The following is a 24255-nucleotide window of genomic DNA, read 5'->3' as shown; positions in this document are numbered from 1 at the left end:
CTGCTTCGGCGGCCGATTTTCCTTTCAGCCCGCAAAAAATCGTCAATTAATGATTCTGAAACTGCTTTTTCGCTTTTTCAACGACGTAATGGCTTCCGCCGCGTTTTTTGACGTCTTGAATCATCATCGCGATCAAAAGGTCTTTCTTTTTATAATCGTAACCGACAAACCAGCCGTTTTCTTTGCCGTCTTTATCTTCTTTAGACGTTTTCAGCTCGGCTGTACCGGTTTTCCCGGCTACGGTAATGCCGCTTACGGCCGGCTGATATGCAGAGCCGCGCGGATCTTCAACGACGCCTCTCAGCCCTTTTGTGATTTCTTCGGCATTGGCTTTCGATACCACTTGCTTATGCCAGATTTGCGGTGTTTTTTCTCCGTCTTTGATCAATGTCGGTTTGACGAGATTTCCGTCTGTTACAAATGCGGTATAGTCAGCCGCTAAGTGCAGCGGAGACATCAGCATCTGCCCCTGGCCGTAGCCCGTATCTCCGAGAAGGATCTCGGAATCAAGCTTGCCGTTAGCGATTGAAGACTTTTCAATCGGAAATTGGTACGGAATCTCTTCATCAAAGCCAAATGTTTTTAATCCTTTTGTAAACGCGTCCGCTCCGGCATCTATGGCATTTTGCGCAAAGTAGATGTTGTCCGATGTGATCAGCGCGTTTTCGAGATCCACTTCATTCAGGCGCTCTGATACGCGTGTGACATGGTAACCGCCCCAGCTTGAATCTTTCTGCCACTCTTTTCCGGTGATTTTTTTCTTTTCTGACGCTTTCAATGTGCCGTTTGTCAGGCCGACTGCCGCGGCAATCGGTTTAATCGTTGATCCCGGCGCATAAAGTTTGTTGAATTTCGCTGAAAACGGATTGTTTTTATCTTCATTCAGCCTTTTCCATTCTTTGCCGCTCCAGCCGAAAATAAAGCCGTTCGGGTCATAAGACGGTGCGCTGACGAGCGCGAGTGTCTCTCCCGTTTGCGGTTCGAGGGCGACTGCCGCTCCGCTGTCATCTTTCATGGAATCATACAGCTTCGTCTGCGTTTTCATGTCAATCGTTACATGAATATCCTGCCCGCTTTCGGCTTTCTTTTCAGCAATGACCTCACCTGTTTGCGGGACGTAAATTTTCCAGCCGGTCGTGCCGCGCAGCTTGTCTTCATATACATTCTCAAGGCCGGCGATGCCGATTTTGGAAGTATCGCTGTATTGGCCGTCTTTCGCTTTTTTCAGCTGCTCCGCTGTGATGGTTTTAATATAGCCGGTCAGATGGGCCGCTTTTTCGCCGTACGGATAGTAGCGGGAGCTGACTTTCGTTTTCGTCACGCCGTCTAATGCGAGCAGGCTTTTGACCTTGCTTTCACCATCCGGTCTGATTTTTTGAATCGGGACATAGGAGTCGTCTTTTACCCAGCCCTGGTTCAGTTTGCTTTTGATATCGTCTTCAGAAAGGTCCAGTTTTTCAGACAGTTTTTTGATCACGCTGTCTTTATCCTTGCCGAGTTTTCCAGGGATAATGCCGATTTCCGGCACCTCGGTATTCACGGCGAGACCTTTTCCGTCTTTGTCGTAAATTTGTCCGCGCTTCGGTTCTTCATTTGTGATCTGCACGGTTTTGTCATCGGAAAGCTGTTTGAAAATAAAAGAAGGATTCCAGTCGATGTTCCATGATTCTCCATCGTCTGTTTTTTCTTTTTTCAGGACGGCCGTGTTTTCAAAAGCGACCTTCCCTGCTTTTGTATCCATGCTGACTTTATAATCGATGTGCTGGAGGTCATCTTTTTTCTTGTCGTCTTCGTCCTGTTTTTCGGCAGTGACTTTCAGATTTTTGACCCCTGCTTGTTCATAAATGGTTTCATATCGTTTTACAAAATCCTTTTTGGATAGCTTTTTCTTTTCATCCTGGGTGAGGCTTTGGTACATCTTATCGTAATGACCGCCGTTCCAGTCTTTTACGAAATCTTTCATTCTGTCTTCGGCCGATTCCGTTTTCGAGCAGCCGATCAAACCTATGATTCCTGCGAGTAAAAGTAATAGGTATAACCCTTTTTTCACTGTCTATTCCCCTGCCTTCCAACTGTTATTTTCTCCTAAACCAAATCAGGCTGGCAAGGATTTTTTTCTCATAGTGTTTAAAATTTTTTTGTTTTTCCTGCCGTCACGGGCCATATTCTTATACAATGTATCTATTAAAAAAAGGGGGAATTTCAGATGGTCAGAGAAGCAGCCATGCTGTATGTAAAAGAAGGTCTTGAGGGGGAATTCGAAGAGGCATTCCGCCGGGCGGAGCCGATTATAGCGGGCATGAAAGGTTATCTGTCCCATTCCTTGTCCAAATGTATGGAAAAGACGCATAAATATTTGCTGCTTGTGGAATGGGAGACATTGGAAGATCATACAAAAGGCTTTCGCGGATCGCCGGAATATCAGGAATGGAAAGCCTTACTGCACCGTTTTTATTCACCATTTCCCGTTGTGGAGCATTTTCAGGATCTATCAGACTCAGATCGCGTGAAGCGTAAAACCGATTAAGGAGATTGACCATACAAAAACGGCGGTATAGATATTGAATTTCCCGGAACCGTCGTTTTCTTTCCGTTTTTCCTCCAGCCCCTGAATGAACATGACCGCACCGAGAAACACGAGCATAACCGGCTGTATGACAGAGGTATGTTCCGCATACGTAAATGCGGCGGCCGCAAGTATAATAATCAGCATCGCGAGTGACAGTTTTAAGGCGCGCAGCAAAGCAATCCATCCTTTCTGTTATCATTTTTTGAACACAATTCTATTTCTGTCTTTATCCCCCATTATTCTAGCGTATTTTTTGCGCGGATAGAACGAAAGTCGGACAATTTTAAGTTTGTTTTAAGGAGCACGAAAAGCGCGCTCCCGATGAAAAGGAGCGCGCGGTTATGAGCGGGCGAGGCTTCCGTATCCGAGCCCCCGCAGGACGCATGCCATGACTTCATATCCCTTGCTGTTGGGGTGTACGCGGTCATGAGAGAGATATTCATTCATTTTTCCTTTGAAAGCGCTGTGGACGCCGGCGATTTTGACGTGCGGCGCCGATGCGAGTGTGCTGAGGTGCGCATTATAAGAGGATATCCATTTTTCTGCAATGGAGATTCCCGGGAAAGGATTGTATAAATTAAAGACGCGGATCTCATAAGGAGACGGGTGCGGCCCTTTTAAGGCAGCGATCTTGGCTATCATCTTTTCAAAGTTCTCATGGCAGTGACTGGACACGCTGGTGAACACCGAAGCGTCCGATGTTTGCTGATATGCCTGAACCGAATCGATCAAATCGTTGCCGCAGCCTGTAATCGTAATCATATCAGCAGCCTGAATCCGCCTCTGAATGTACGGCAAGGACATAAGCCCGAGAATTTCTCCCGTCTCAAGGCCTGATTTGGCAAAGATAGATACGTCGGTTCTTGTCTGTAAATCTTCTGCCATCATACGCCCGAACCGCTGGACAAAACCGGCGGAAAACGGCCCGGATCCCCTTCCCGTCGTCAAAGAATCCCCCAGCGCCGTATAAACAAGTCCCATTTACTTTCCTCCACTCGTTACTATCGATATTGTAATGTACGCGAGTGAAGAAAAATTGGCTCGGTCAATAACCCAATTTCTCAGAAATATGCTGTGCTGCGTTTTTGACCTTTTCGGTTAAATACGTCAGCCTGTCCTTTGAAAACCGGGCTTCGAAGCCGGCGATGCTGATTCCGGCAGCCACCTTACCTTCGTGATTGAAAATCGGCGCCCCGATCGCCGCCGTGTAATCTTCTAATTCCGAATAGCTGATCGTATACCCTGATTGTAAGGATCTTTCAATAGATTGAAGCAGTTCAGCCCGATCCGTCATCGTGCCTGAGGCGATTGCGGCAAGCTTTGTCTTCTGAATGTATGTGTCAATCTCCTCTTTTGGCAGAAACGATAGAATGCTTCTGGCGCACGCTCCCGCGTACAGCGGCGACCGGCGGCCGATTGCCGTATACAGGCGGACGGTTTGGGTGCCTTCAATTTTCTCGACGTAAATAGCTTCATCCCCGTCCCTCATGATCAGCTGAACGGCCTCATCCACTTCGCCGCACAGCTCTTCCATAATCGGTTTGGCTATTTTCCTGATGTCCAGACGTTCAGAGACGAGCTGGCCGAATTGTAAAAAGATCAGACCAAGCTGATAACGGCCGTCCGCTGCCCGGGTGAGAAACCCCGTTTCCTCCAGTGAGCTTGCCATCCGGTGAACCGAGGTCTTCGGCATCTCCGATAGAGAAACCAGCTCATTTAAGCTCAGGCTCGGTTCAGTCAGAAACAAATGAAGCAGTTCCATTGATTTGATGACGGTTTTGTTTTTGTTTTCCATGGTCTTTAGCCCCTTTGTCAGATCAGCCATTCCATTTTGAGCCTTGCTTTCAGCTCCTTCAGCTGCTGTTCCTTCTCCAAAAGCAGCATTTCCGCTTCCTCCAGCGAAACGGCCCGGAACGTGATGTGTTCCCCCGGCATCGTTTGGGAGACGAGAGGAAGATCGGCAGATATGATATGCGCCATCCGCGGATAGCCCCCCGTCGTCTGTCTGTCAGCCAGCAGAATAATCGGATTGCCGTCCGGAGGCACCTGCACCGTTCCGAACGTCACGGCCTCAGATACCATCTCCAGCGGCTCCCGCAATTCAAGCGGAGCGCCCTTCAGCCGGTAGCCCATTCGGTCGGATTGAGGCGTGACCGTATATGACTCTTGATAAAAACGCAATTTTGCTTCTTCTGTAAAAGCGTGAAATTGAGCGCCTTCAAGCACTCGTATAACCGGATTTTTTTTCAGCGGCAGAAACCCTCTGCTGCTGACAGACCAATCAGGCGCTGAGAAACCATGCTGTCCGAAAGAATCGCTCAGACGGTACGCGATTGATTCCGAACATGGCGTCATACGGCCGAGCGGCAGCTCATCATCTTTTTGCAGCGCTCTTCCGCAAAAGCCCCCGATCCCCGCTCTGACATACGTGCTTTTGCTTTCCATGACGGCGGGCACGTCAAATCCCCCCGCGACGGCGAGATAAGCGCGGCTCCCTATCTTGCACGGCCCGAACGAGACGACGCTGTTTTCCTTTATCAAAACCGGTTTCCACAGTGGGGCGGGCTCCCCATTAATATGAAGGGCGAAATCAGCTCCCGTGACGGCAATAACCGCAGGTTCTGAAAATTCAAAGGAAGGCCCGGGCCCCATGAGCGTAATTTCAAGCCCCGCCTCTTTTTCTTGATTTCCGGCAAGAAGATTGGCGATGCGCAGAGAGATCGTATCCATTGCGCCGCTTCCCAGTACACCGTATTTCTGATACCCCGTGCGTCCCGTGTCCTGAACCGTCGTCAAGAGACCGGGCTTTACCACTTTCATACTCATTCGGCTCCCTCCTTGATGCGGCTGTACTCCTCTGCCGTGATCCGGACGAATTTCACCGTATCGCCCGCTCTCAAGAGGCTCGGCGGATGTTCTTCCGGCCTGAAAAGCCGGAGCGGGGTGCTGCCGATCAGCTGCCAGCCGCCGGGAGTGGATATCGGATACACACCGGTCTGCATTCCCGCGATTCCTACTGAACCGGCCGGGATGGACGGCCTTGGCGACGCCTTTCTCGGCGCTCTGATCCGCTCAGACATTCCTCCTAAAAACGGAAATCCCGGCGCAAATCCGAGCATATAAACGAGATATTCGCCTTCAGTATGAATGCGGATGACGTCTTCCGGGGTCAGATCGTTCATCTCAGCGACCTCTTCTAAATCGGGACCGAAATCACCGCCGTAGCAAACGGGGATTTCCATCACCCGGCGCTCTTCTTTGCGGTCGGTCATTGTATGGCTGAGACGTTCTGTCACTTCTTTCTTGACCAGGGCAAAAGGAGAAACGCCTTTTTTTATGTTTGAGACGGCATACACATCATAAAAGATCGTTAAGCTTGTGAATGCCGGAATACATTCAACGAAGCCCGGAAACGGCCGTTCTTCCATACAGGCTGCCGCCGCATGCACCCGGCTGTTGACCTCTTCGCTGATGTGCCCGCCAAAGCGGATGATAACGGCGGAATCACCGTACGGCTGTATATCAAGCGCTGTATTTCCGCTATACTGCATCATTGTCATCACCTCGTTGTATTCTTTCTCACTTACAGGACAGCAAGCGATTCATTTCGTATATCGGTGATCAGCATGTGCCCCGGTGAATGTGTTATTACGATGTCAGGCTTTGCTTCCATGATCACCGCCTGGGGTGTAACGCCGCAGGCCCAGAATACGGGAACTTCACCTTCCCGCACCGTTACGGCATCTCCGAAATCCGGCTGATGCAAATCGCTGATACCGATGCTTTGCGGATTTCCGATGCGGACGGGGGCGCCGTGCACGGCGGGAAAACGTGACGTGACCTGCGCCGCCCGGACTGCAAGCCTTTCCGGAATCGGTCTCATGCTGACGACCATCTTTCCCGAAAACGGGCCGGCGGGAACACAGTCAATATTTGTTTTATACATGGGAACGTTCACGCCTTCATCAATATGCCTGATTGGAATGTGCTGATTAATAAGGGCTTGCTCGAATGAAAAACTGCAGCCGATCAAAAACCCGACATCATCATCCTTCCAATACGGCGTAATATCCGTTACCTCTTCAGTAAGCAAGCCATGCCGATAAATCCTGTATTTCGGAAAGTCCGTCCGGATATCAGCTCCCGGCGCAGCTATTGCCGGAACGGGTGAACCCGCATCCGTCACGTCAAGCACCGGACAAGGCTTTTGATTGCGCTGGCAGAATAAGAGAAAATCAAAGGCAAGATCCTTTTGCAAAACGACGAGATTGGCTTGTGCGTAAGAAGCGGCCACCCCCGCCGTCGGCCCGGTCATCTGCCCCTTCCTGATCAGCTGTCTGATTTCTTCGGGGCTCATGTCTCTCATATGTTTTTTCATATCATCAGCTCCATAGCTGCGGCATCTGCGTGAATAATGTATAGATGCCCATAACCGCCATGACAACCACTACGATCGCCCCTGCAATCGTGAGCCAGATCGGATGCTTGTAATCGCCGACGATTTTTTTCTTATAAGCGCCCAACAGAATCATCGCTAATGCAAGCGGCAGAATTAAGCCGTTAAGCGAACCGACCGCGACCAAAATTTTGGCAGGCTGGCCGATCGTGACAAAAATAAGAGTGGATACGATGATAAAACCGATAATTACGCCATGTGAGTGCTTTTCGATTTTTGTTGAAAATGATTTGAAAAATGACACCGATGTATAGGCGGCGCCGATGACAGACGTGATAGCGGCAGACCACATGATGACGCCGAAAATTTTATAGCCTACATTTCCCGCCGCAAGCCGGAATACAGAAGCTGCGGGATTATCAGGATCAATGCTCAGGCCCTTTGAGACGACGCCGAGCACGGCGAGAAACAGGGCAATCCGCATAATCGATGTGATCAGAACGCCTGTGATGGAGCTTTTCGTGACCTGGGGGATGACTTCTTTCCCTTGGATGCCTGAATCAAGCAAACGGTGGCCGCCGGCAAATGTAATGTATCCGCCGACTGTGCCGCCGACAAGCGTCACGATCGCCAGCACACTGATATGATCAGGCATAAAAGTTTTCACAACGGCGTGTCCGACCGGCGGAGCCGTCGTTACGGCAACATACACCGTCAATACGATCATGACGATTCCGGCGATCTGCATAAAACGGTCCATGACTTTTCCGGCTTCCTTTATGACAAAAATCAGCACCGCGACCGCTGCGCTGATTAAAGCGCCGATCTCCGGTTTGATCCCGAATAATACTTGAAGACCGAGACCCGCGCCGCCGATGTTTCCGATATTAAACGCAAGTCCGCCGAGCACGACCAGAAAAGCAATGGCATAACCGGCGCCCGGAAGCACCATATTGGCAATCTCTTGGCCGCGCTTTCCGGAAACCGCGATAATCCGCCATACATTGGTTTGCGCGAAAATGTCCAAAATAATAGAAATTAAAATGATAAAGCCGAAGCTTGCCGCCAATGTATTGGTAAACGTGGCCGTTTGCGTCAGAAAGCCGGGCCCGATTGATGATGTCGCCATCAAAAATGTCGCGCCTAAAAGAAGCGACCATCTGCCGGAAGCCTTTCCGGCTGTTTTTTTCTTTTGCTCCATGCTGTCTTCCTCCCTCTGCTGCTCAGTCTTTTGCAAGCGCGCTGATTTGAATGTCTGCCGCTTTTAATTCTTTTTTGATTGTTTTTGCGAATGTGAGGGCGTGGGCTCCGTCTCCGTGAATGCAGACCGTGTCCGCTTTCAGGCTTACAGCTTGTCCCTTACGTGATGTCACCGTGCTGTCTTTCACCATTTGAATCACTTGACCGACCGCTTTTTTGTCATCCTGAATCAGCGCATCCGGCTCTGAACGCGACGTCAGCGTGCCGTCTTCCTGATAGGTGCGGTCCGCAAACACTTCGCTTGCCGTCCTCAGTCCGATTCGATCTCCCGCTTTAATCAGCTCGCTTCCGGAAAGCCCGAAAAGAATAAGCGCGGGATCAAAATGACAGACCGCCTGAGCGATGGCTTCTGACAGGCCGGGATTGACGGCGGCCATATTATATAAAGCGCCGTGCGGCTTCACATGCTGCATTTCGACACCTTCTGCTTTTAAAAACCCTGACAGCGCGCCGATTTGGTACAGCGTCAGATCATACGCTTCCTCGGGTGTAATCGCGATCTGCCGCCGCCCGAATCCCTGAAGATCGAACAGCCCGGGATGAGCGCCGATTTTCACGCCTTTTTCCGCCGCAAGCGCAACCGTTTTGCGCATCACGCTGGGATCACCCGCATGAAAGCCGCAGGCGATGTTTGCAGATGTCACATAGTCCAAAATCTCTTCATCCAGCCCGATTTTATAAGCACCGAAACTCTCTCCTAAATCACAATTGATGTCAATCTGAAACATAAGATCCCTCCTGTATTGTAAACGTTTTATATTATTATCATTCCGCTATTCGGAATGACTATTCCGAATTGTTGGATTTCTCTTCATTATATTTAATTCTGACAGGTTTGAACATCCTTTTGTCAGAAAACCTACCATGGACCTAGTCAGAAATGTAACAAAACAAAAAAGAGAGAGCCTCATGCTGAGACTCTCTCTTTTTTCTATTATAACACCCAGTGGCGGATCGCTTTGGCGACCCCGTTTTCCGTGTTGACATCAGTCACCCAGTCAGCTGTTTCTTTCACAATGTCCTGCGCATTCCCCATGGCGACGCCGACACCCGCTTTTTCAATCATGGCAATGTCATTCAGACTGTCACCCATGGCCATCACATTTTCCATCGTGAAGCCGAGTTTTTCCGATACCTTCGCAAGCGCAGCCGCTTTGTTGATACCAAGGGCATTGACTTCGATGTTGATCGGACTTGAGTTTGTGATCTCGAGCTCCTTGTATTCCTTGAGCTCTTTCAGCACCTCATTCCGCACTTCGTCATCCTCGATTTCGAATCCGAACTTGAGCCACTGATGATCCGTAATCGTTTCCGGGAATTCCCCTCTCCACACTCTATCGACGGTAGAAGCCCAGAAATTCGTGTTGTGCTTATTCCGCAGATCCCATAATTTTTGAATATGATCGGTATGAAGAAGCTTGCGCTCAACCAGCTCAAAGTTGGAATCCCAGATTTCGCTGCCGTTTGCCGTGATTAAAAAGGATGACAGCTCGAGAGACTCAGCCAGTTCGCGGCATGTCATCAGCGTGCGTCCTGTGCTGATGACGACGTGAATTCCTTTCGCCTCCGCTTCCTTGATCGCCCGCCGGTTTTCCTCCGGGATGAGCTGCTCGTCATTGAGCAGGGTTCCGTCCATATCAATCGCGATCAGTTTAATATCTGCGTCTTCTCTTTGTATCGGCATATATGTACCTCACTTTTTATAATGTAGTCGTCTCTATTTTAATACATATGACCCGCAGGAACAAAAAACCGCTTCCTGCGTTTGGCGGGGAGAACGTTGAGGAAAAGAAACATTGAGGTGATGGAGGATGAAAGAAAGAAAACAAAAGAACAAACCGAATGAAAATCCTGAACATCATGATTTAACCGATCCGATTCCGCTGGAAGAGCTGAAAGAAAACGCCAATGACGAAAAACACAAACATGACCAAAGGGACAATTCACAAAGTGAAAGAGATTATGATACAAAATAACAGACTTGTCCGAAAGCCGCCGCTGGAGGCGGCTTTTTTTACGATGGCTGGATAAATATGCTGAGCTCAGCTTCCGCCACAGGCTTCCCGGCAACGGACGCTTTCGCCCGGCCGAACACAAAACCGCGTCTGATTCGCGTGACCTCAAAAAAAAGGTCCAGACGGTCTCCCGGCAAAGCGGCACCTAACCTTTCCGCTTTCTTCACCGCGGATAAGAGACCGAGGCCGTCACCGCCGGTAATTCCCGCGCAAGCCGCCGTTTGGGCCATTGCTTCAACGACGAGCGAAAATGGCATCTCTCTTTGGGATTCAGTTATAAACCAGTCATTTTCACTGATGTTTTTGTAAGCAGCCGCCCATTTTCCGGCTTCACTGTTCGTCGTGCCGTCAATCAAAAGAAACGGAAAACGATGGGGCAATAACTTCTGATTCATCACGCAGCCTCCCTTCCCTCTCATTATAACGCAAGAAAAAACCCGCGTCCCCCGACGCGGGTTCATTTTTATTGATTGAGCTTTTTGAGCACGATGCCGTGCAGCGGTTCATGCGGCTGAATACCGCAAATGTCTTGAAGAACGCCGCTCGTGCCTTTTTCCGCGATAAGCTTTTGCAGCTCAACCGCTTCCGGATCATCCTGATAGTCAAAGCGCAGGGCGGCGGCGATGCCTTCTGCCAGCGCGTTCGGTTCTTTTATTTTTTTGGCCGGCCCTACTAATCTGTCATTCGCTCCGAGTTTTCTAAGCGGTGATCTGGCGACTCTTGTCACATCATCCGTGATGTATTCATTTTCAAAGCGGCCGATGATTTTCTTCATGTACTGCTCGTGTTCGGATTGCTTAAAGCCGTACGCTTTCACCAAGTACTCGCCCGTTTCTGAAAGTGCATCGTACACGACACGCCGGATTTCCGGATGGCCGATGGCCTCTTTGACGGTTTTTAATCCGCGCTGATAGCCGACGTACGCCGTAACGGCATGGCCGGTATTGACGGTAAACAGCTTTCTCTCGATGAAAGGCGTAAGATCATCCGTAAACAACGCACCTTCCAGTACCGGCTGGCCGCCGGCAAAGCCGGTTCTGTCTATGACCCATTCAAAAAACGGTTCTACGGATACTTTCAGCGGATCTTCATGGTGCTGAATCGGCACAATCCGATCCACCGCAGAATCCGGGAAGCCGACCGTCCGGTTCACGAGTTCCCGCTCCGCTTCCGTCAAATGTCCGAAAACTTCTTTTTTCAGAAAACTGCTTCCGCCGATCATATTTTCACAGGCAATGATATTGAGAGGCTCAGAGGACGTTCTGCGCTTCAGCCCTTCCGCGATGGACGGGGCGATGAGTCTGAGAACGTTCGGGCCCACCGCCGTCGTAATGATCGCCGCTTCATTGATCAGCCTGTACAGCTCTTGTTCTTGCACCGCGCTGTTGATGGCTGAAACGGGGCCGATGATTTCGGTCTGCCGGCCGCCGTCGGCAAGCTCCACGGTATATTCCTTCTTTTCATTGAGAAGGCTGACCATCGTTTCATTCACATCAGCGAAAACTACGTCATAGCCGGAATGATGGAGCAGGGCGCCGATAAAGCCCCGCCCGATGTTTCCCGCTCCGAAATGAAGGGCAATCATGTCAGTTCACCTCGCTGAAAATAGCGGCCAGTTCTTCTTCCGTCTTTGCACTGATCAGCCGTTCGATGTTTTCTTCCTCTGAGCAGATGATGGCGATGTTTGACAGGATGTCTAAGTGTTCATTATTTTTTCCGGCGATACCGAAAACGACCTTTGCCGTATTGCCTTCACCGTATTCAACACCGTCCGGAATCTGGATGACGGAAATGCCTGAATGAAGCACCTCATCCTTTGCATCTTCCGTACCGTGCGGGATCGCGATGAAATTCCCCATAAACGTGGATGATGTTTCTTCACGTTCGAACATTTTTTCCACATAGCCGTTCTTCACGTAGCCGTTATCAATCAATGTCTGTCCCGCGAGGCGGATGGCATCCTCTTTTGAGTTCACCGTCTGGTTCAGTTTGATGTTCGCTTTAGCCAATACTTCCATGATGAAGATCCCTCTTTCTGTTTGATTAGTTTTTAAGCTTTTCAATCAGTTCATCGTATTTCGGACTGTTCAAGAAATTATCAACCGAAATGTGCACCGCCTGCGGCAGCTTCGCTTTCGCGCGGTCAGTCAGGTCCTTATGCGTAATGACGATATCCGCGTCATTCGGCAGATTATTGATCGACGTATTTGTCACATCAATATCCAGGTCTGCTTTTTTCACTTTGTTTCTTAAAATGGAGGCGCCCATTGCGCTCGATCCCATACCCGCGTCGCATGCGAAGATAATGCGGCTGACTTGGTCGGCGGAAATATCAGCGGCGCTGTTTTCCGGCTCTTCCTCTTTGTCTGCCAACGCGGCCGCCGCTTCGCTTTTCCTGCCTTTCATTTCCTGCATTTTTTCCGCCGCGGCTGTCAAATCTTCTTCACCCGCTTTAGACGATTTCAGAATAAGCGCTGAAACGATAAACGATACGGCCGCGGCAACGATGACGCCCGCCAGCACGCCGAGATAGCTTCCTTTCGGCGTCAGCGCCAAAATGGCGATGATGCTTCCCGGAGATGATGCGGCGACAAGACCTGCGTTAAAGATCGAGAATGTAAGCAGTCCGCTCGCTCCCCCGGCGATCGCCGCGAGGATCAGCATCGGTTTCATTAAAATGTAAGGGAAATAGATTTCATGAATCCCCCCGAAGAAATGAATGATCGCCGCTCCCGGAGCCGTCGATCTTGAAGAGCCTTTCCCAAAGAACATATATGCCAGTAAAATACCGAGTCCCGGCCCGGGGTTCGCTTCCACTAAGAACAGAATGGATTTACCCGCTTTGGCAGCCTGCTCGATTCCGATCGGACTTAAAATACCGTGGTTGATCGCGTTATTCAGGAACAGGACTTTCGCCGGTTCTACGAAAACGCTTGCAATCGGCAGCAAATTCGCGTGGACAATGACTTCCACACCCGCCGCCAGCAATTTGTTAAGAGACAGGACGACCGGGCCGATCGCATAAAACGCGATAATCGTCAGCACCGCGCCGATAATTCCCGCCGTGAAGTTGTTGATCAGCATTTCAAAACCCTGTCTGACTTTATCTTTAAACACACGGTCTAATTGTTTAATGAGATAACCGCCCAAAGGCCCCATAATCATTGCCCCTAAGAACATCGGAATGTCCGCTCCGACAATGACTCCGATGGCCGCCGTCGCTCCGACGACTCCCCCGCGGTGATCGTAAATCATTTTTCCGCCCGTATATGCGATTAAAAGCGGCAGTAGATACGTAATCATCGGGCTTACCAATGTATTCAGCTGCGGATTCGGAAACCATCCCGCTGGAATAAACAGCGCGGTGATAATTCCCCATGCGATAAATGCGCCGATATTCGGCATGATCATACCGCTTAAATAACTGCCGAACCGCTGTATCTTCACTTTCATGCCAGCTTGCTGTTCTTGCTGCATGTTCATTCCCTCCCTGTTTGCTTGCCTTCAGATGAAAATAAATAAGACACGGGGTTTCTCTCTCCCCTGTGTCTTTATCATAAAACGCTTACAATCCCCATTCAATGAAAAGTAAAGAGGAGTTTGGCACAGAGACTGTGACAAATCCTTAACAAAAAAAAGACACCTCATCAAAGGTGTCTTACCGCTTTCTGTATATAATGTGTCCTTTTGTGACAACGAGTTTGGCAATGAGCCGCTCACTGACAATAAACACCGGATACGCACATACGAGCGCGAAAATGGCGGCCGGCACATACCGCGCTGCCGGAAACATCGGCATGACGGCGGTTCTGGCCATCTGCACAAGATAAATCAAAAGCACCGTGATCGCAATGGCCGCAGCCATAATCGGAGCTGATACTTTATATTCACGCAATTTCACATGGCAATGCCCGCACTGAAACTGGCACGGGATCATGGATGATCTGACCATGTCGCCTGTAATCGGCTTGCCGCAGTTCGGGCAGGTCGTTTCTTTCATGTTTATTCCTCCATTCAACTCTTCTATTATAACAGAGTCTGACTACGTCTTTTACACTTGTGATTGTTCAACATTTTTTCACATATTTTATCATCAGGCTCTTGTGTGCATTTGTGAAAACATCTACTCTTAGAGGGAGGTTCATCACTCATTCGCATAAAAAGGAGGATGCAGAATTGCTTCCGATTCACAGACAGCAAACCTTGCTTGAATGGCTGAAAGAAGAGGGCGCGCTGAAAATCTCTGACATAAGCGAGAGATTCGGCGTCTCCGAGATGACCGTGTACAGAGACGTCAATCAGCTGGCGGATGCAAACCGGATTATCCGGACACCCGGCGGCATTACGCTCCCTCCCGCTTCAGAACGAAGCGCCAATCAATGCGGCTATTGCCTGCGGCCGATTCAGCATTCGTATTCTGTTCAGCTTATTACCGTTTCACAAGCCGTTGAGCAGATGTGCTGCATTCATTGCGCGATTTTGCGGTATGAGGATAAAAAGGAAGAAGTGTCCCACGTCATTTGTAAAGATTTTCTTCTTCAGACGACGCTGACGGCCGCTTCCGCATACTTTTTAGTCCATGCCGATATTGACCTTCACTGCTGCCGGCCTCAGGCGATTCCCTTCTCAACGCTTGATTACGCAGAACGGTTTCAAAAAGGATTCGGCGGGGTCATTTGCACCTTTGACGAGGCGGCGGACATCATCTTACACGACAGGCAGAAGGGATGCACCTGCAGCAAGACATAACAACAACCAACCGGAAGGCGGTGTCATCATCCATGAGACAGAACAAACGCTGGCTCATCTTTTTGCTGTTCCTTGTTTTGATTCCGAAAACAAGCTTCGCCCACGCCTACATCACAAACTCAAATCCGGGTGAGAACAGCGAATTAAAACAAGCGCCGAAGCAGATTGAAATTGAGTTTAATGAACAGATTGAAGAAGGCTTCCACTCCATTAAGGTCTATAATTCATCCGGCGAACGGGTTGACGCGGGCAAAACGGTGATTCAAAAAAATGATGCCCGCATCATGACCGCGGCATTGAAAAAAAACCTGCCGCATGATATTTACAGAGCGGAATGGAACGCGGTATCGGCCGACGGACATCCGGTATCCGGCGTCATCCCTTTCAGTATCGGAAAAGCCGGCGGAGAACTTCAGGAGCAGACATCTTCGCAAGCGGCGCTTCATCCCGAAGCGGCCATCGACCGCGGTATTTTGTACACCGCTCTCTCCCTGTTTATCGGCACGGCTTTTTTCCATCTGTTTTGGTACAGAAATAATAAAGATTCATCAAAAGCAAAACGAACTGTAAAGCTGCTCGTGATTTCTTTGTGTTTAACGGGGCTCGCGCTTATCTGCCAGCTCCCGATCCAGACGAAAGAAAACGCGGGCGGCGCTTGGAGCGCCGCGTTTCAGCCGGACTATGTAAAAGAAACGCTTCTGAAAACGGCAGGCGGGTACGTCTGGATGATCCAGATCAGCTTATTTATCCTGCTCGCCCTGTCCATGATCCCGCTGCTGAAGAAGAAAGCATTCCGGTCATTTGCGTACTGGACGGCGCCGCTGTTGTTCTTCTTCGCTTCGCTTTTGGCAAAAGCATTCGCCGGGCACGCGGCGGTTATCGACGAAAAAGCGGTCGGCATCGCAATGGACTTTCTCCATTTATCGGCCGCGTCTGTATGGATGGGCGGTATCGCCGCGCTTGTGCTGCTTCTTTCATCAGAGTGGAGAAAACCCGATAAAACCATCGCTTGGGAAACGGTCAGACGGTTTTCTCCTTGGGCGTTCGCCTCTGTCGGCGTGCTGTTATTTTCAGGTGTACTGAACGGATTTTTCATTATCCGCACGTTTGATTCACTCTTTCACACCGCTTACGGTAAGACGCTCCTTTTGAAAATCGGACTGTTTGTCATCATGCTTGCGCTCGGCGCCGTTCACGTATGGATGACGAAGTTCAGCAGAAAAAGGAGCATCAGCGCAACGATAAAGGCCGAATGGGCACTAGGCATCGCGGTATTATTCACAACCGCCGTCTTCACAAGCCTGCCCAGCCCGCCGCCGCCTGCGCCATTGCCTTTTAACGGCTCAGAAACGATCGGAAACGGGGAAACCCTGTCCTTGCACATTACGCCGAACCAGCCGGGTAAAAATGAATTTCAAGTCATTGTCACCGATCACAACGGCAGCTTGGTAAAAGACATTCAGCAATTTACGGTCACTGTTTACCAGACGGGCTTCAGCGGCAATCAGCATGAAAGCACCTTTGATTTGAAGAAGACGAAGGAAGGCACATTCGAAGCCGCCAACCTGTCCATCACCGAAAAGGGAAACTGGAAGATTAAAGTCCACGGGCTGACAAACGATTTTAATGAAATCAACCAAATATTCTCAACGACAAACTAAGGAGTGTATCTCATGTTGAAAAAAAAGGCTTTATTATTCATATCCGCCGTGACCCTGTCACTCGTCGGTTTTACGGCGACAGCAAGCGCCCACGTCTCAGTCAAACCCGCGGAATCCGCGGCCGGTTCTTGGGAAACGTACACGATGAAAGTGCCTGTGGAAAAGAATGAGCCGACAACGAAAGTCGTGCTGAAAATGCCCGCCGGCGTTGAATTTCAGCAGTATCAGCCGATTCCGGGCTGGAAAACATCCGTATCCAAACATGATGACAAAGCGGTCTCCGTCACTTGGGAAGCAAAGGACGGCGGCATTCAGCCGGGCCAATTCCAGCAGTTCACGTTCGTTGCGAAAAATCCTGAAAAGAGCGGAGATGCCGCTTGGGACGCTTACCAATATTACAAAGACGGCAGCATTGTAGAATGGACGGGTGATGAGAAAGCCGACACGCCCCACTCGATTACGAAAATCACGAAATCGGCCAGCGTGACGGATGCGCACGGAGCTGAACAGTCAAACGAAGAAAGCAAATCCAAATCCGGCGTATCAGCGCTTGATATTGCGGCCATCGTTCTGTCAGCTGCGGCGATTATCCTTTCCATCGCGGCGCTTGTAAAGAAAAAACGCGCGTAAGCAAAAAGCGATCCGGCTCTAAAGAGCCTGCGATCGCTTTTTTTCTTATCCGCGTCCTGCCTGGAATGACGGATATTTTGTCATTCCGCCGTCAGCAAACAGCGTAATGCCGGTTACGTAGCTTGATTCCTTTGACGCGAGCCAGACGGCGACAGCCGCGATTTCTTCCGGTTCACCGATATATCCCATCGGAATCATGCTTTCCACATCTTTTCTCTGAACGGGATCCGCAAATTTTTCCGCGTTGATCGGCGTATTGATGGCGCCCGGCCCGATGTTGTTGACACGGATGCGCTTCGGCGCGTACTCAAGCGCCAGCGTTTCCGTCATCAATTTGATGCCGCCTTTACTCGCCGCGTAGTGAACAAACAGCGGCCATGGAATCATTTCATGTACGCTTGACATGTTAATGACGTTTCCTTGAATATCATTCTCTACGTAATATTTAATGGCTTCGCGGCTTCCTAAGAAAGCGCCGGTCAGATTGGTATTGATGACTTTGTTCCAGTCTTTGAGCGGCATTTCATGCGACTGAACCGGATTTTCCATGCCGGCGTTATTGATCATGACATCCAATGTGCCGAATTCCTTCACCGCGGTCTGCACGATGTTTTTGACATCTTCTTCTTTTGTGACGTCGCCTTGAATGATGACCGCTTCGCCTCCCGCTTTTTGAATCTCTTCTTTAACGGTTTGAGCGTCTTTTTCATTACTATAGTAGTTAACCACGACTTTCGCCTGCTCCTGTCCGAAGCGGATCGCCATCGCTTTTCCTAATCCTGATGAAGCTCCCGTAATGGCAACGACTTTTCCTTTTAAATCCGTGTACATGTCCAAACCTCCTGCATTTGTTATGAATTTGATTTCGCAACGCCTAAGAATACCGCGGCTACAATGATCAGGATAATCCCGATGGCAATAGCGACCAGCTGACGCTTCGTTTTGCTCTCACGGAGAATGAAGATTCCGCCGAGCGTGCTGATGACGATCCCCATTTGAGAAAGGGAAAAACTTGTCGCAACTCCGACGCGCGGCTGTGAGATGAACAGAAACATATTCCCGAGCGCCCAGATGATTCCCGGCAGAATGTTCTTGAGGGCGTACTTATTAAACGGTTTATGCTTGTACGTCAGGAGCAGTCCGCCGATGACCATCCCGATCGCCTGCGGCAGAAGCGCTGACCATCCGGATACGCCGAACAGCCGGGCCACAACGACATAGACCAAATAACCGAGCGTGGAGATCAGCAGGATGACAATGCCTTTTTTTAAGTTTCCCGGTTCTCCGTCCGCCCGCCCCTTTTTATCTTCTAAAGATGTGAGCACAATCCCGATGATGATAAAAATAAGGGCGAGAATACCCAGCGTAATCGCGATCGGAGTTGACCATTCTTTGAATACGATCACACCGAACAAAGAAGTCGAGACGAGCTGCATTCCCGTTGATATCGGCATCGTTTTTGAAACGCCCATCAGCTGTATGCTTTTAAGCTGATTGCTTTGGCCGAGCGACCAAAACAGCCCCGAGATGATACCGACAATAAAAATGCGCCCAGACAGCACCGGGTGGACAAACAGATACAACACAAACGAAACGATGAGCGCCCCGATTGTCGTTCCCAGCGTCTGGCTGTAAGGCCCGCCGCCTAATTTGACGTTAAATAACACGATGCTCCCCCAAAATAAAGCCGGGAGAAGAGCCAGTAATATATCCATGATGGCGACCTTCTTTCAATCGTATTTGCTGTTATTTTGTCTGGAATCGAACCGATTATTCCCGCAAGATCAAAAAAGCCTGCCGGCGATATTCACCGGCAGACTGCTCAATAAAAACAGCCCCGCTTAGAAGCGGGGCTTTCTTTTCGGCTCATTAAAGTCCGATAGACATGTATTTGGTTTCCAGGTACGGTTCAATGCCTTCCGTACCGCCTTCACGGCCGATGCCGCTTTCTTTCATTCCTCCGAACGGCGCTTGAACCGCGGACGGACCGCCGTCATTCCAGCCGATGATACCGTATTCAAGCTGTTCAGAAATATAGATGCCGCGGCGGTAGTTTTCTGTGAAGAAATAAGCCGCAAGCCCGAACGGCGTATCGTTCGCAAGCTTGATCGCTTCATCAATATCTGAGAACGTAACGATCGGCGCAACCGGGCCGAATGTTTCTTCATGCATGATGTTCATGGATGTATCTACATCTGAAAGCACGGTCGGCGTCACGAAATAGCATCCTTTTTCATCGTTTTGGTCATACGTTCCGCCCGTCAGCACTTTTGCGCCTTTTTCCACGGCGTCATTAATTTGGCCGACGATTTTATCGAAGCCTTTTTTGTTGATGACAGGGCCGACGTTTACGCCTTTTTCAAGACCGTTTCCGACTTTGAGTTTCGCAGCTTCTTCACTCAGTTTTTTCGCAAACTCGTCTTTCACGGATTCGTGTACGATCAGCCGGTTTGCACAGACGCAGGTTTGGCCGGCGTTTCTGAATTTAGAGGCCATTGTTTGGGCTACCGCCAGATCAAGATCAGCGTCTTCATCCACGATCAGCGGCGCATGTCCGCCAAGCTCCATTGACATATGTTTTACGGTGTCGGCGCTGTTTTTCATCAGGATTTTGCCGACAGGCGTTGAGCCGGTAAAAGTAATTTTGCGGATTTTCGGGCTGCTGGTGAAGACGTTTCCGATTTCGGCTCCGTCACCGATCACCACTTGCAGCACGTCCTTCGGAATTCCCGCTTCATATGCGAGACGCGCAAGGGCGTAAGCGGAAAGCGGCGTATCCTCCGCCGGTTTGATGATGAACGTACAGCCTGCCGCCAAAGCGGGCGCGGCTTTTCTTGTAATCATCGCATTCGGGAAATTCCACGGCGTGATCGCGGCTACCGGGCCGACCGCCTGACGGGTGACGACAATCCGTTTGCCCGTTGTCGGCGCAGGTACGGTTCTGCCGTAAATCCGTTTTGCTTCTTCGGCGAACCATTCAATATAACCGGCGCCGTATAAAACTTCTCCGACCGCTTCTTCGTACGGTTTGCCGTTTTCTTTCGTAATTAATTCCGCAAGTTCTTCTTTATTTTCAACAATCAGCTCATACCATTTTCTCAAAAGTGAGGCTCGTTCTCCCGCTGATGTTTTGGACCATGATTGAAACGCTTGATGTGAACGTTCAATCGCTTTTTCAACATCTTCGGCCGTCTGCTGGGGGATGCTTTCGATCGCCTCTCCCGTTGCCGGGTTGTACACTGTTAATTGTTCTGGCATATTGAACATTCCTTTCTTTGCTATAGTAAAGCCATTGAATGCTTGTTGATGTATCTCACACTTTCATGATAGCAGACACATCCGCCGGCATTCCAATAATTGAACTCACAGAGCTGCTTCGATAATGGAAAGGCCTTCTTTGAGCTGCTCATCCGTCACGACAAGCGGCGTCAGGAATCTGATAATGTTGCCGTTAATGCCGGCCGTCAGCAGCAGCAGTCCGTTCTCGTTCGCCGTTTTAGCGATCGCCGCGGCTTTTGCTTTGTCCGGTTCCCGCGTGTCCGGATCTTTGACAATTTCGATGGCCGCCATCGCACCGAGTCTGCGCACTTCTCCGATGCAGGCATGCTCTTTTTTCCACTCGATCGCTTGATGCTCGATGATCCGGCCGATCTCCTCGGAACGCTGATTAAGCCCTTCTTCTTTAATAATATCCAAGACCGCAAGCGCAGCCGCACAGCCGAGCGGGCTTCCCGCATATGTGCCCCCGAGTTCCCCCGGCGCGGCGGCATCAAGCATTTCCGCCCGGCCGATGACGCCGCTCAGCGGCAATCCGGCCGCAAGTGATTTGGATACGGTGATCAAATCCGGAACGGCTCCGAAATGCTCAATCGCAAAATATGTTCCCGTTCTGGCAAAACCGGTCTGGATCTCATCCGCTACAAAAACGATGCCGTGTTTTTTACAAAAAGCGGCGACGTGCTGCACGAAACGTTTTGACGGAATGATGAAGCCGCCTTCTCCCTGAACCGGCTCCATTACGACACAGGCGACGGTTTCCGGTGCAACTGCGGCGATAAAGAAATCCTCAAAAGCGCTGATGATAAAGTCGTCATACTGCTCGTCGCTCATGCCGGCCGGCTTTTGATAATAGTAAGGAAACGGCGCCTGATACACCTCTGAGGCAAATGGGCCGAAACCGAATTTATAAGGCTTCACCTTGCTCGTCATGCTCATCGTCATGTTCGTGCGGCCGTGGAACCCTCTTGTAAATGACACGACAGCCTGGCGCTTCGTATATTTTCTGGCGATTTTCACGGCGTTTTCCACCGCTTCCGCCCCCGAATTGAGAAAAATCGCTTTTTTCGCATGATCTCCCGGCGCAAGGGCGCAAAGTTTTTCGGCCAGCTCAATATAAGACGGATACATCATAACGTTAAAACCCGGGTGAATCAGATCCTCCGCCTGTTTCTTCACGGCCTCCACCACTTTCGGATGGGAATGGCCGACATTCAGCGTTCCGATCGCTCCGGCAAAATCAATGAATCGTCTGCCGTCCAAATCGTACAAAAGCGCCCCTTCCCCTTTTACGGCCATGCCGCGGTTTCCGTTGCCGACCCCCTTGGAAACGAATTGATCCCGTTTTTGCTGCCACTGGGCAGTTGTCACTTCCGTTGATGCTGTTCGACTCATAGATTCCATCCCCCTGCATTGTTTTCTTATCATTCTGACTTCTTTTTGGTATGATGAAAAGTACCAAAATCAATTTATCCATGGTATCAGAAAGGGGCAGGGTCTGGATGCTGACGATTTCCATTGATCATTCGGAAACGGCGGATTATATCTATCAGCAGATCTATCAGCACATAAAAGCGGCTGTTTTGAAGCGCAGCCTGATGCCTCATACAAAGGTGCCGTCTAAACGGGAGCTTGCCGAGACGCTGAAGGTCAGCGTGAATTCAGTGAATTCAGCTTATCAGCAGCTGCTTTCGGAAGGTTATTTATATGCAGTCGAAAGAAAAGGCTTTTTCGTGGAGGAAATTGATACGGTTTATCATGAAGAAGCGCCTTCGCTCCTATTGCCTGATGATTTGAAAGAGCGGGAGACGGATAAAAGCGGCTGGATTTCGTTTTCTCATATGAGCGTGGATACGGCGCATTTCCCCCTGAAAAGCTGGTTCCGCTGTGAGCATAAAGCAGCCGCCCATTCATTTCATACACTCGGAGAACTCGTTCACCCGCAAGGTTTATATGAAGTCCGTGAAACAATTTCGCGGCTTATTTCCCTGACAAGGGGCGTTACATGCCGCCCGGAACAAATCGTGCTCGGGGCGGGCACGCAATTGCTGGTGCAGCTGCTGACGGAACTGCTGCCAGAAGACGCGCTCTACGCCATGGAGAACCCGGGATATATGAGGATGTACCGGCTGCTGCAAAACCTCGGGAAAAAGGTTGCGACGATCAGCCTTGATGAAAAAGGCATGTCCATGGACGAAATCGAAAAACGCCGGCCCTCTGTATTGATCACTACGCCTTCCCATCAATTCCCCTCAGGCGTGATCATGCCCGCTTCCCGGCGGATTCAGCTTTTAAACTGGGCCGCCGAACAGAACGGCCGCTTCATCATTGAAGATGATTATGACAGTGAATTTAAATATGACGCCGATACGATACCGGCGCTTCAAAGCCTTGACCGGTTTCAAAATGTCATCTACATGGGGACCTTTTCAAAATCCCTTTTCCCAGGTCTGCGCATCAGCTATATGGTTCTGCCGCCCGGGCTTTTGCGGACGTTCAAAGAGAGAACGTATGACCTGCATACGTGCAGCACACTTGCCCAGCTCGCGCTGAAAGAATTTATCGAATCAGGTGAATATCAGAAACATATTAAAAAGATGAAGCAGCATTATAAGAACATGCGGGAACGCCTCATTTCGGCTTTGGAAGAAACACTCGGAGAAAGAATCAGTGTAAAGGGCGCCAATGCGGGGCTTCATTTTGTCACTGAGTTTGACTGCGCCCGTTCAGAAAAAGAGATATTGGCACGGGCGGATGCAGAACAGCTCGATCTGTTTGCGATGAGCCGGTTCCGTCTGAAAACGGGAGGCGATTCAAATAAGCCGCAGCTCATTCTGGGATTCGCCCGCCTGAAGGAGAGCGATATTCAAGAAGGCGTCTACAGACTTTACCGTGCAGTTTTCGGCGCATAAAAAAACCCCCGGAATTCGGGGACTTATTTACCAGCGGTCCGGCTCTGTCTGCAAAATCGCCTCCAGCAGGCCGGGAAACGCCGCTTGTAAATCATCTTTGCGCAGGGAATAATAACGGTGTTTCCCGTCTATGCGCACTTGGGCGATCCCCGCTTCCCGCAGCACTTTGAAGTGATGGGACAGCGTTGATTTAGCGACCCGGACATCAGCGCAGGTTCCGCACGTTTTTTCTGTTGTTTCCGCCAATTGTTTGACCAGCTCTAAGCGGAGCGGATCACTCAGAGCATGAAGAACCTTTGTCAGCTGTAAGCGTTCGGTTTCAGGATGGTTTGGAATGTTCATGAGTCAAATGTAACACATAAAAGCGGCGGGTGACAATTTAGGCGGTGAGGGTTTTTCCTTTACCATTCGCAGCGAAACATGTTACAGTTAGTTCGATAATATTCGAACTATAACAAATTAACCCAATCAGGAGGAATAACAATGATCGTCTTACAGGCTTACATGAAAGTAAAAGCGGATAAACGCGAGGAATTTTTAGGAGAAGCGCAATCACTTGTTCAGCATTCACGCGCGGAAGAAGGAAATGTGCAATACGATCTTTTCGAAAAAGTCGGTGAGGAAAATACATTCGTCATGCTTGAGCAATGGAAAGATGAAGAAGCGATGAAATTCCACAACGCAACTGACCATTTCCAAGGATTTGTGGCAAAAGCAAAAGAACTGCTGAGTGCGCCGCTTGACGTCGTCCGCACAGAACTGTCAGAGTAACGAAAGGATGAATGAC

The 24255-nt window shown here is 49.9% G+C and carries 27 protein-coding genes; 7 read left to right on the top strand and 20 right to left on the bottom strand.

The annotated features are described in order from the left end of the window. Positions 1–46 precede the first annotated feature (46 nt). On the bottom strand, positions 47–2050 hold the full coding sequence (locus tag J6600_RS02165) for a penicillin-binding transpeptidase domain-containing protein (protein ID WP_209387897.1): 2004 nt from the start codon (positions 2048–2050) through the stop codon (positions 47–49). 156 nt (positions 2051–2206) lie between these two features. On the opposite strand from J6600_RS02165, the gene J6600_RS02160 reads away from it, so the two are divergent. After that, positions 2207–2527, top strand: a complete 321-nt coding sequence (locus J6600_RS02160) for an antibiotic biosynthesis monooxygenase family protein (protein WP_209387896.1) — start codon at positions 2207–2209, stop codon at positions 2525–2527. On the opposite strand, the gene J6600_RS02155 is transcribed toward J6600_RS02160, so the two are convergent. The 9 genes from J6600_RS02155 to J6600_RS02115 form a co-directional block, all read right to left on the bottom strand. Further along, a complete protein-coding gene (locus J6600_RS02155; protein WP_369719110.1) occupies positions 2498–2713 on the bottom strand; it encodes a YczI family protein in 216 nt (71 codons plus the stop codon). The two genes, J6600_RS02160 and J6600_RS02155, sit on opposite strands and share 30 nt — an antisense overlap. Positions 2714–2908: 195 nt before the next feature. Then, entirely contained in the window at positions 2909–3550 is a 642-nt protein-coding gene (lipC, locus tag J6600_RS02150; protein ID WP_209387895.1) for a spore germination lipase LipC, read from the bottom strand. Positions 3551–3614: 64 nt separating this feature from the next. Next, positions 3615–4364, bottom strand: a complete 750-nt coding sequence (locus J6600_RS02145) for an IclR family transcriptional regulator (RefSeq protein ID WP_209387894.1) — start codon at positions 4362–4364, stop codon at positions 3615–3617. 17 nt (positions 4365–4381) lie between these two features. Continuing rightward, complete coding sequence (locus J6600_RS02140) at positions 4382–5389, bottom strand: 5-oxoprolinase subunit C family protein (RefSeq protein ID WP_209388314.1); 1008 nt, start codon at positions 5387–5389, stop codon at positions 4382–4384. Positions 5390–5391: 2 nt separating this feature from the next. Further along, the gene (gene pxpB / locus J6600_RS02135; protein ID WP_110124520.1) at positions 5392–6123 is read right to left on the bottom strand and encodes a 5-oxoprolinase subunit PxpB; all 732 of its coding nucleotides are present in this window, start codon (positions 6121–6123) and stop codon (positions 5392–5394) included. 29 nt (positions 6124–6152) lie between these two features. Beyond that, positions 6153–6947, bottom strand: a complete 795-nt coding sequence (locus J6600_RS02130; RefSeq protein ID WP_209387893.1) for a putative hydro-lyase — start codon at positions 6945–6947, stop codon at positions 6153–6155. A 4-nt stretch (positions 6948–6951) separates the two neighbouring features. After that, a complete protein-coding gene (locus J6600_RS02125) occupies positions 6952–8166 on the bottom strand; it encodes an NRAMP family divalent metal transporter (RefSeq protein ID WP_014416919.1) in 1215 nt (404 codons plus the stop codon). Between the two features lie 22 nt (positions 8167–8188). Further along, positions 8189–8953: a 5-oxoprolinase subunit PxpA gene (locus J6600_RS02120; RefSeq protein ID WP_209387892.1), complete on the bottom strand. Its 765-nt coding sequence runs from the start codon at positions 8951–8953 to the stop codon at positions 8189–8191. A gap of 206 nt (positions 8954–9159) precedes the next feature. Further along, on the bottom strand, positions 9160–9909 hold the full coding sequence (locus J6600_RS02115) for a Cof-type HAD-IIB family hydrolase (RefSeq protein ID WP_003156292.1): 750 nt from the start codon (positions 9907–9909) through the stop codon (positions 9160–9162). 127 nt (positions 9910–10036) lie between these two features. Here J6600_RS02115 and J6600_RS02110 point away from each other — a divergent pair, with 127 nt between their 5' ends. Continuing rightward, positions 10037–10201, top strand: a complete 165-nt coding sequence (locus tag J6600_RS02110) for a hypothetical protein (protein WP_003156294.1) — start codon at positions 10037–10039, stop codon at positions 10199–10201. A gap of 38 nt (positions 10202–10239) precedes the next feature. On the opposite strand, the gene J6600_RS02105 is transcribed toward J6600_RS02110, so the two are convergent. The 5 genes from J6600_RS02105 to J6600_RS02085 all read right to left on the bottom strand — a co-directional run bounded on the left by J6600_RS02105 (position 10240) and on the right by J6600_RS02085 (position 14240). Further along, on the bottom strand, positions 10240–10635 hold the full coding sequence (locus tag J6600_RS02105; RefSeq protein WP_003156298.1) for a 3-hydroxyacyl-ACP dehydratase FabZ family protein: 396 nt from the start codon (positions 10633–10635) through the stop codon (positions 10240–10242). Between the two features lie 68 nt (positions 10636–10703). Beyond that, complete coding sequence (locus J6600_RS02100) at positions 10704–11825, bottom strand: mannitol-1-phosphate 5-dehydrogenase (protein WP_014416916.1); 1122 nt, start codon at positions 11823–11825, stop codon at positions 10704–10706. 1 nt (position 11826) lies between these two features. Further along, positions 11827–12258: a PTS mannitol transporter subunit IIA gene (locus tag J6600_RS02095; RefSeq protein ID WP_012116817.1), complete on the bottom strand. Its 432-nt coding sequence runs from the start codon at positions 12256–12258 to the stop codon at positions 11827–11829. Between the two features lie 25 nt (positions 12259–12283). After that, positions 12284–13723: a PTS mannitol transporter subunit IIBC gene (locus J6600_RS02090; RefSeq protein ID WP_014720723.1), complete on the bottom strand. Its 1440-nt coding sequence runs from the start codon at positions 13721–13723 to the stop codon at positions 12284–12286. Between the two features lie 175 nt (positions 13724–13898). After that, positions 13899–14240, bottom strand: a complete 342-nt coding sequence (locus J6600_RS02085) for a hypothetical protein (RefSeq protein ID WP_003156306.1) — start codon at positions 14238–14240, stop codon at positions 13899–13901. A 176-nt stretch (positions 14241–14416) separates the two neighbouring features. Here J6600_RS02085 and J6600_RS02080 point away from each other — a divergent pair, with 176 nt between their 5' ends. From J6600_RS02080 to J6600_RS02070, 3 genes are read left to right on the top strand one after another with little or no spacing between them, the layout of a single operon-like run. After that, entirely contained in the window at positions 14417–14989 is a 573-nt protein-coding gene (locus J6600_RS02080) for a DeoR family transcriptional regulator (RefSeq protein WP_007609432.1), read from the top strand. A 32-nt stretch (positions 14990–15021) separates the two neighbouring features. Beyond that, on the top strand, positions 15022–16650 hold the full coding sequence (locus J6600_RS02075) for a copper resistance CopC/CopD family protein (RefSeq protein WP_209387891.1): 1629 nt from the start codon (positions 15022–15024) through the stop codon (positions 16648–16650). 12 nt (positions 16651–16662) lie between these two features. Then, a complete protein-coding gene (locus J6600_RS02070) occupies positions 16663–17280 on the top strand; it encodes a YcnI family copper-binding membrane protein (RefSeq protein WP_022552595.1) in 618 nt (205 codons plus the stop codon). Positions 17281–17325: 45 nt separating this feature from the next. Here the strand turns inward: J6600_RS02070 and gdh are convergent, their stop codons facing one another. The 4 genes from gdh to gabT all read right to left on the bottom strand — a co-directional run bounded on the left by gdh (position 17326) and on the right by gabT (position 21951). Beyond that, positions 17326–18111: a glucose 1-dehydrogenase gene (gene gdh, locus J6600_RS02065; RefSeq protein WP_015416819.1), complete on the bottom strand. Its 786-nt coding sequence runs from the start codon at positions 18109–18111 to the stop codon at positions 17326–17328. Between the two features lie 20 nt (positions 18112–18131). Next, positions 18132–18995, bottom strand: coding sequence for a RhaT/GlcU family sugar-proton symporter (locus tag J6600_RS02060; protein WP_003156317.1), 864 nt, complete (start codon positions 18993–18995; stop codon positions 18132–18134). A 154-nt stretch (positions 18996–19149) separates the two neighbouring features. Continuing rightward, a complete protein-coding gene (gabD, locus tag J6600_RS02055) occupies positions 19150–20538 on the bottom strand; it encodes a succinate-semialdehyde dehydrogenase (protein WP_014416912.1) in 1389 nt (462 codons plus the stop codon). A 105-nt stretch (positions 20539–20643) separates the two neighbouring features. Then, positions 20644–21951, bottom strand: coding sequence for a 4-aminobutyrate--2-oxoglutarate transaminase (gabT, locus tag J6600_RS02050; RefSeq protein ID WP_209387890.1), 1308 nt, complete (start codon positions 21949–21951; stop codon positions 20644–20646). Between the two features lie 107 nt (positions 21952–22058). Here gabT and gabR point away from each other — a divergent pair, with 107 nt between their 5' ends. Beyond that, entirely contained in the window at positions 22059–23468 is a 1410-nt protein-coding gene (gene gabR / locus J6600_RS02045) for a MocR-like transcriptional regulator GabR (RefSeq protein ID WP_209387889.1), read from the top strand. Between the two features lie 27 nt (positions 23469–23495). On the opposite strand, the gene J6600_RS02040 is transcribed toward gabR, so the two are convergent. Beyond that, a complete protein-coding gene (locus J6600_RS02040; RefSeq protein ID WP_012116810.1) occupies positions 23496–23810 on the bottom strand; it encodes an ArsR/SmtB family transcription factor in 315 nt (104 codons plus the stop codon). Positions 23811–23951: 141 nt separating this feature from the next. Between J6600_RS02040 and J6600_RS02035 the strand changes: the two genes are divergently transcribed. Then, positions 23952–24239 carry a putative quinol monooxygenase gene (locus tag J6600_RS02035; RefSeq protein ID WP_014416909.1) on the top strand — a complete coding sequence of 96 codons (288 nt, stop codon included), beginning with the start codon at positions 23952–23954 and terminating at the stop codon, positions 24237–24239. The last annotated feature ends 16 nt before the right edge of the window (positions 24240–24255 follow it).

The organism is Bacillus sp. LJBV19 (assembly GCF_017797845.1).
GTDB lineage: Bacteria > Bacillota > Bacilli > Bacillales > Bacillaceae > Bacillus > Bacillus velezensis.
The sequence above is the reverse complement of the archived record's forward strand: the minus strand, read 5'-3'. Positions and strand labels throughout refer to the sequence as shown.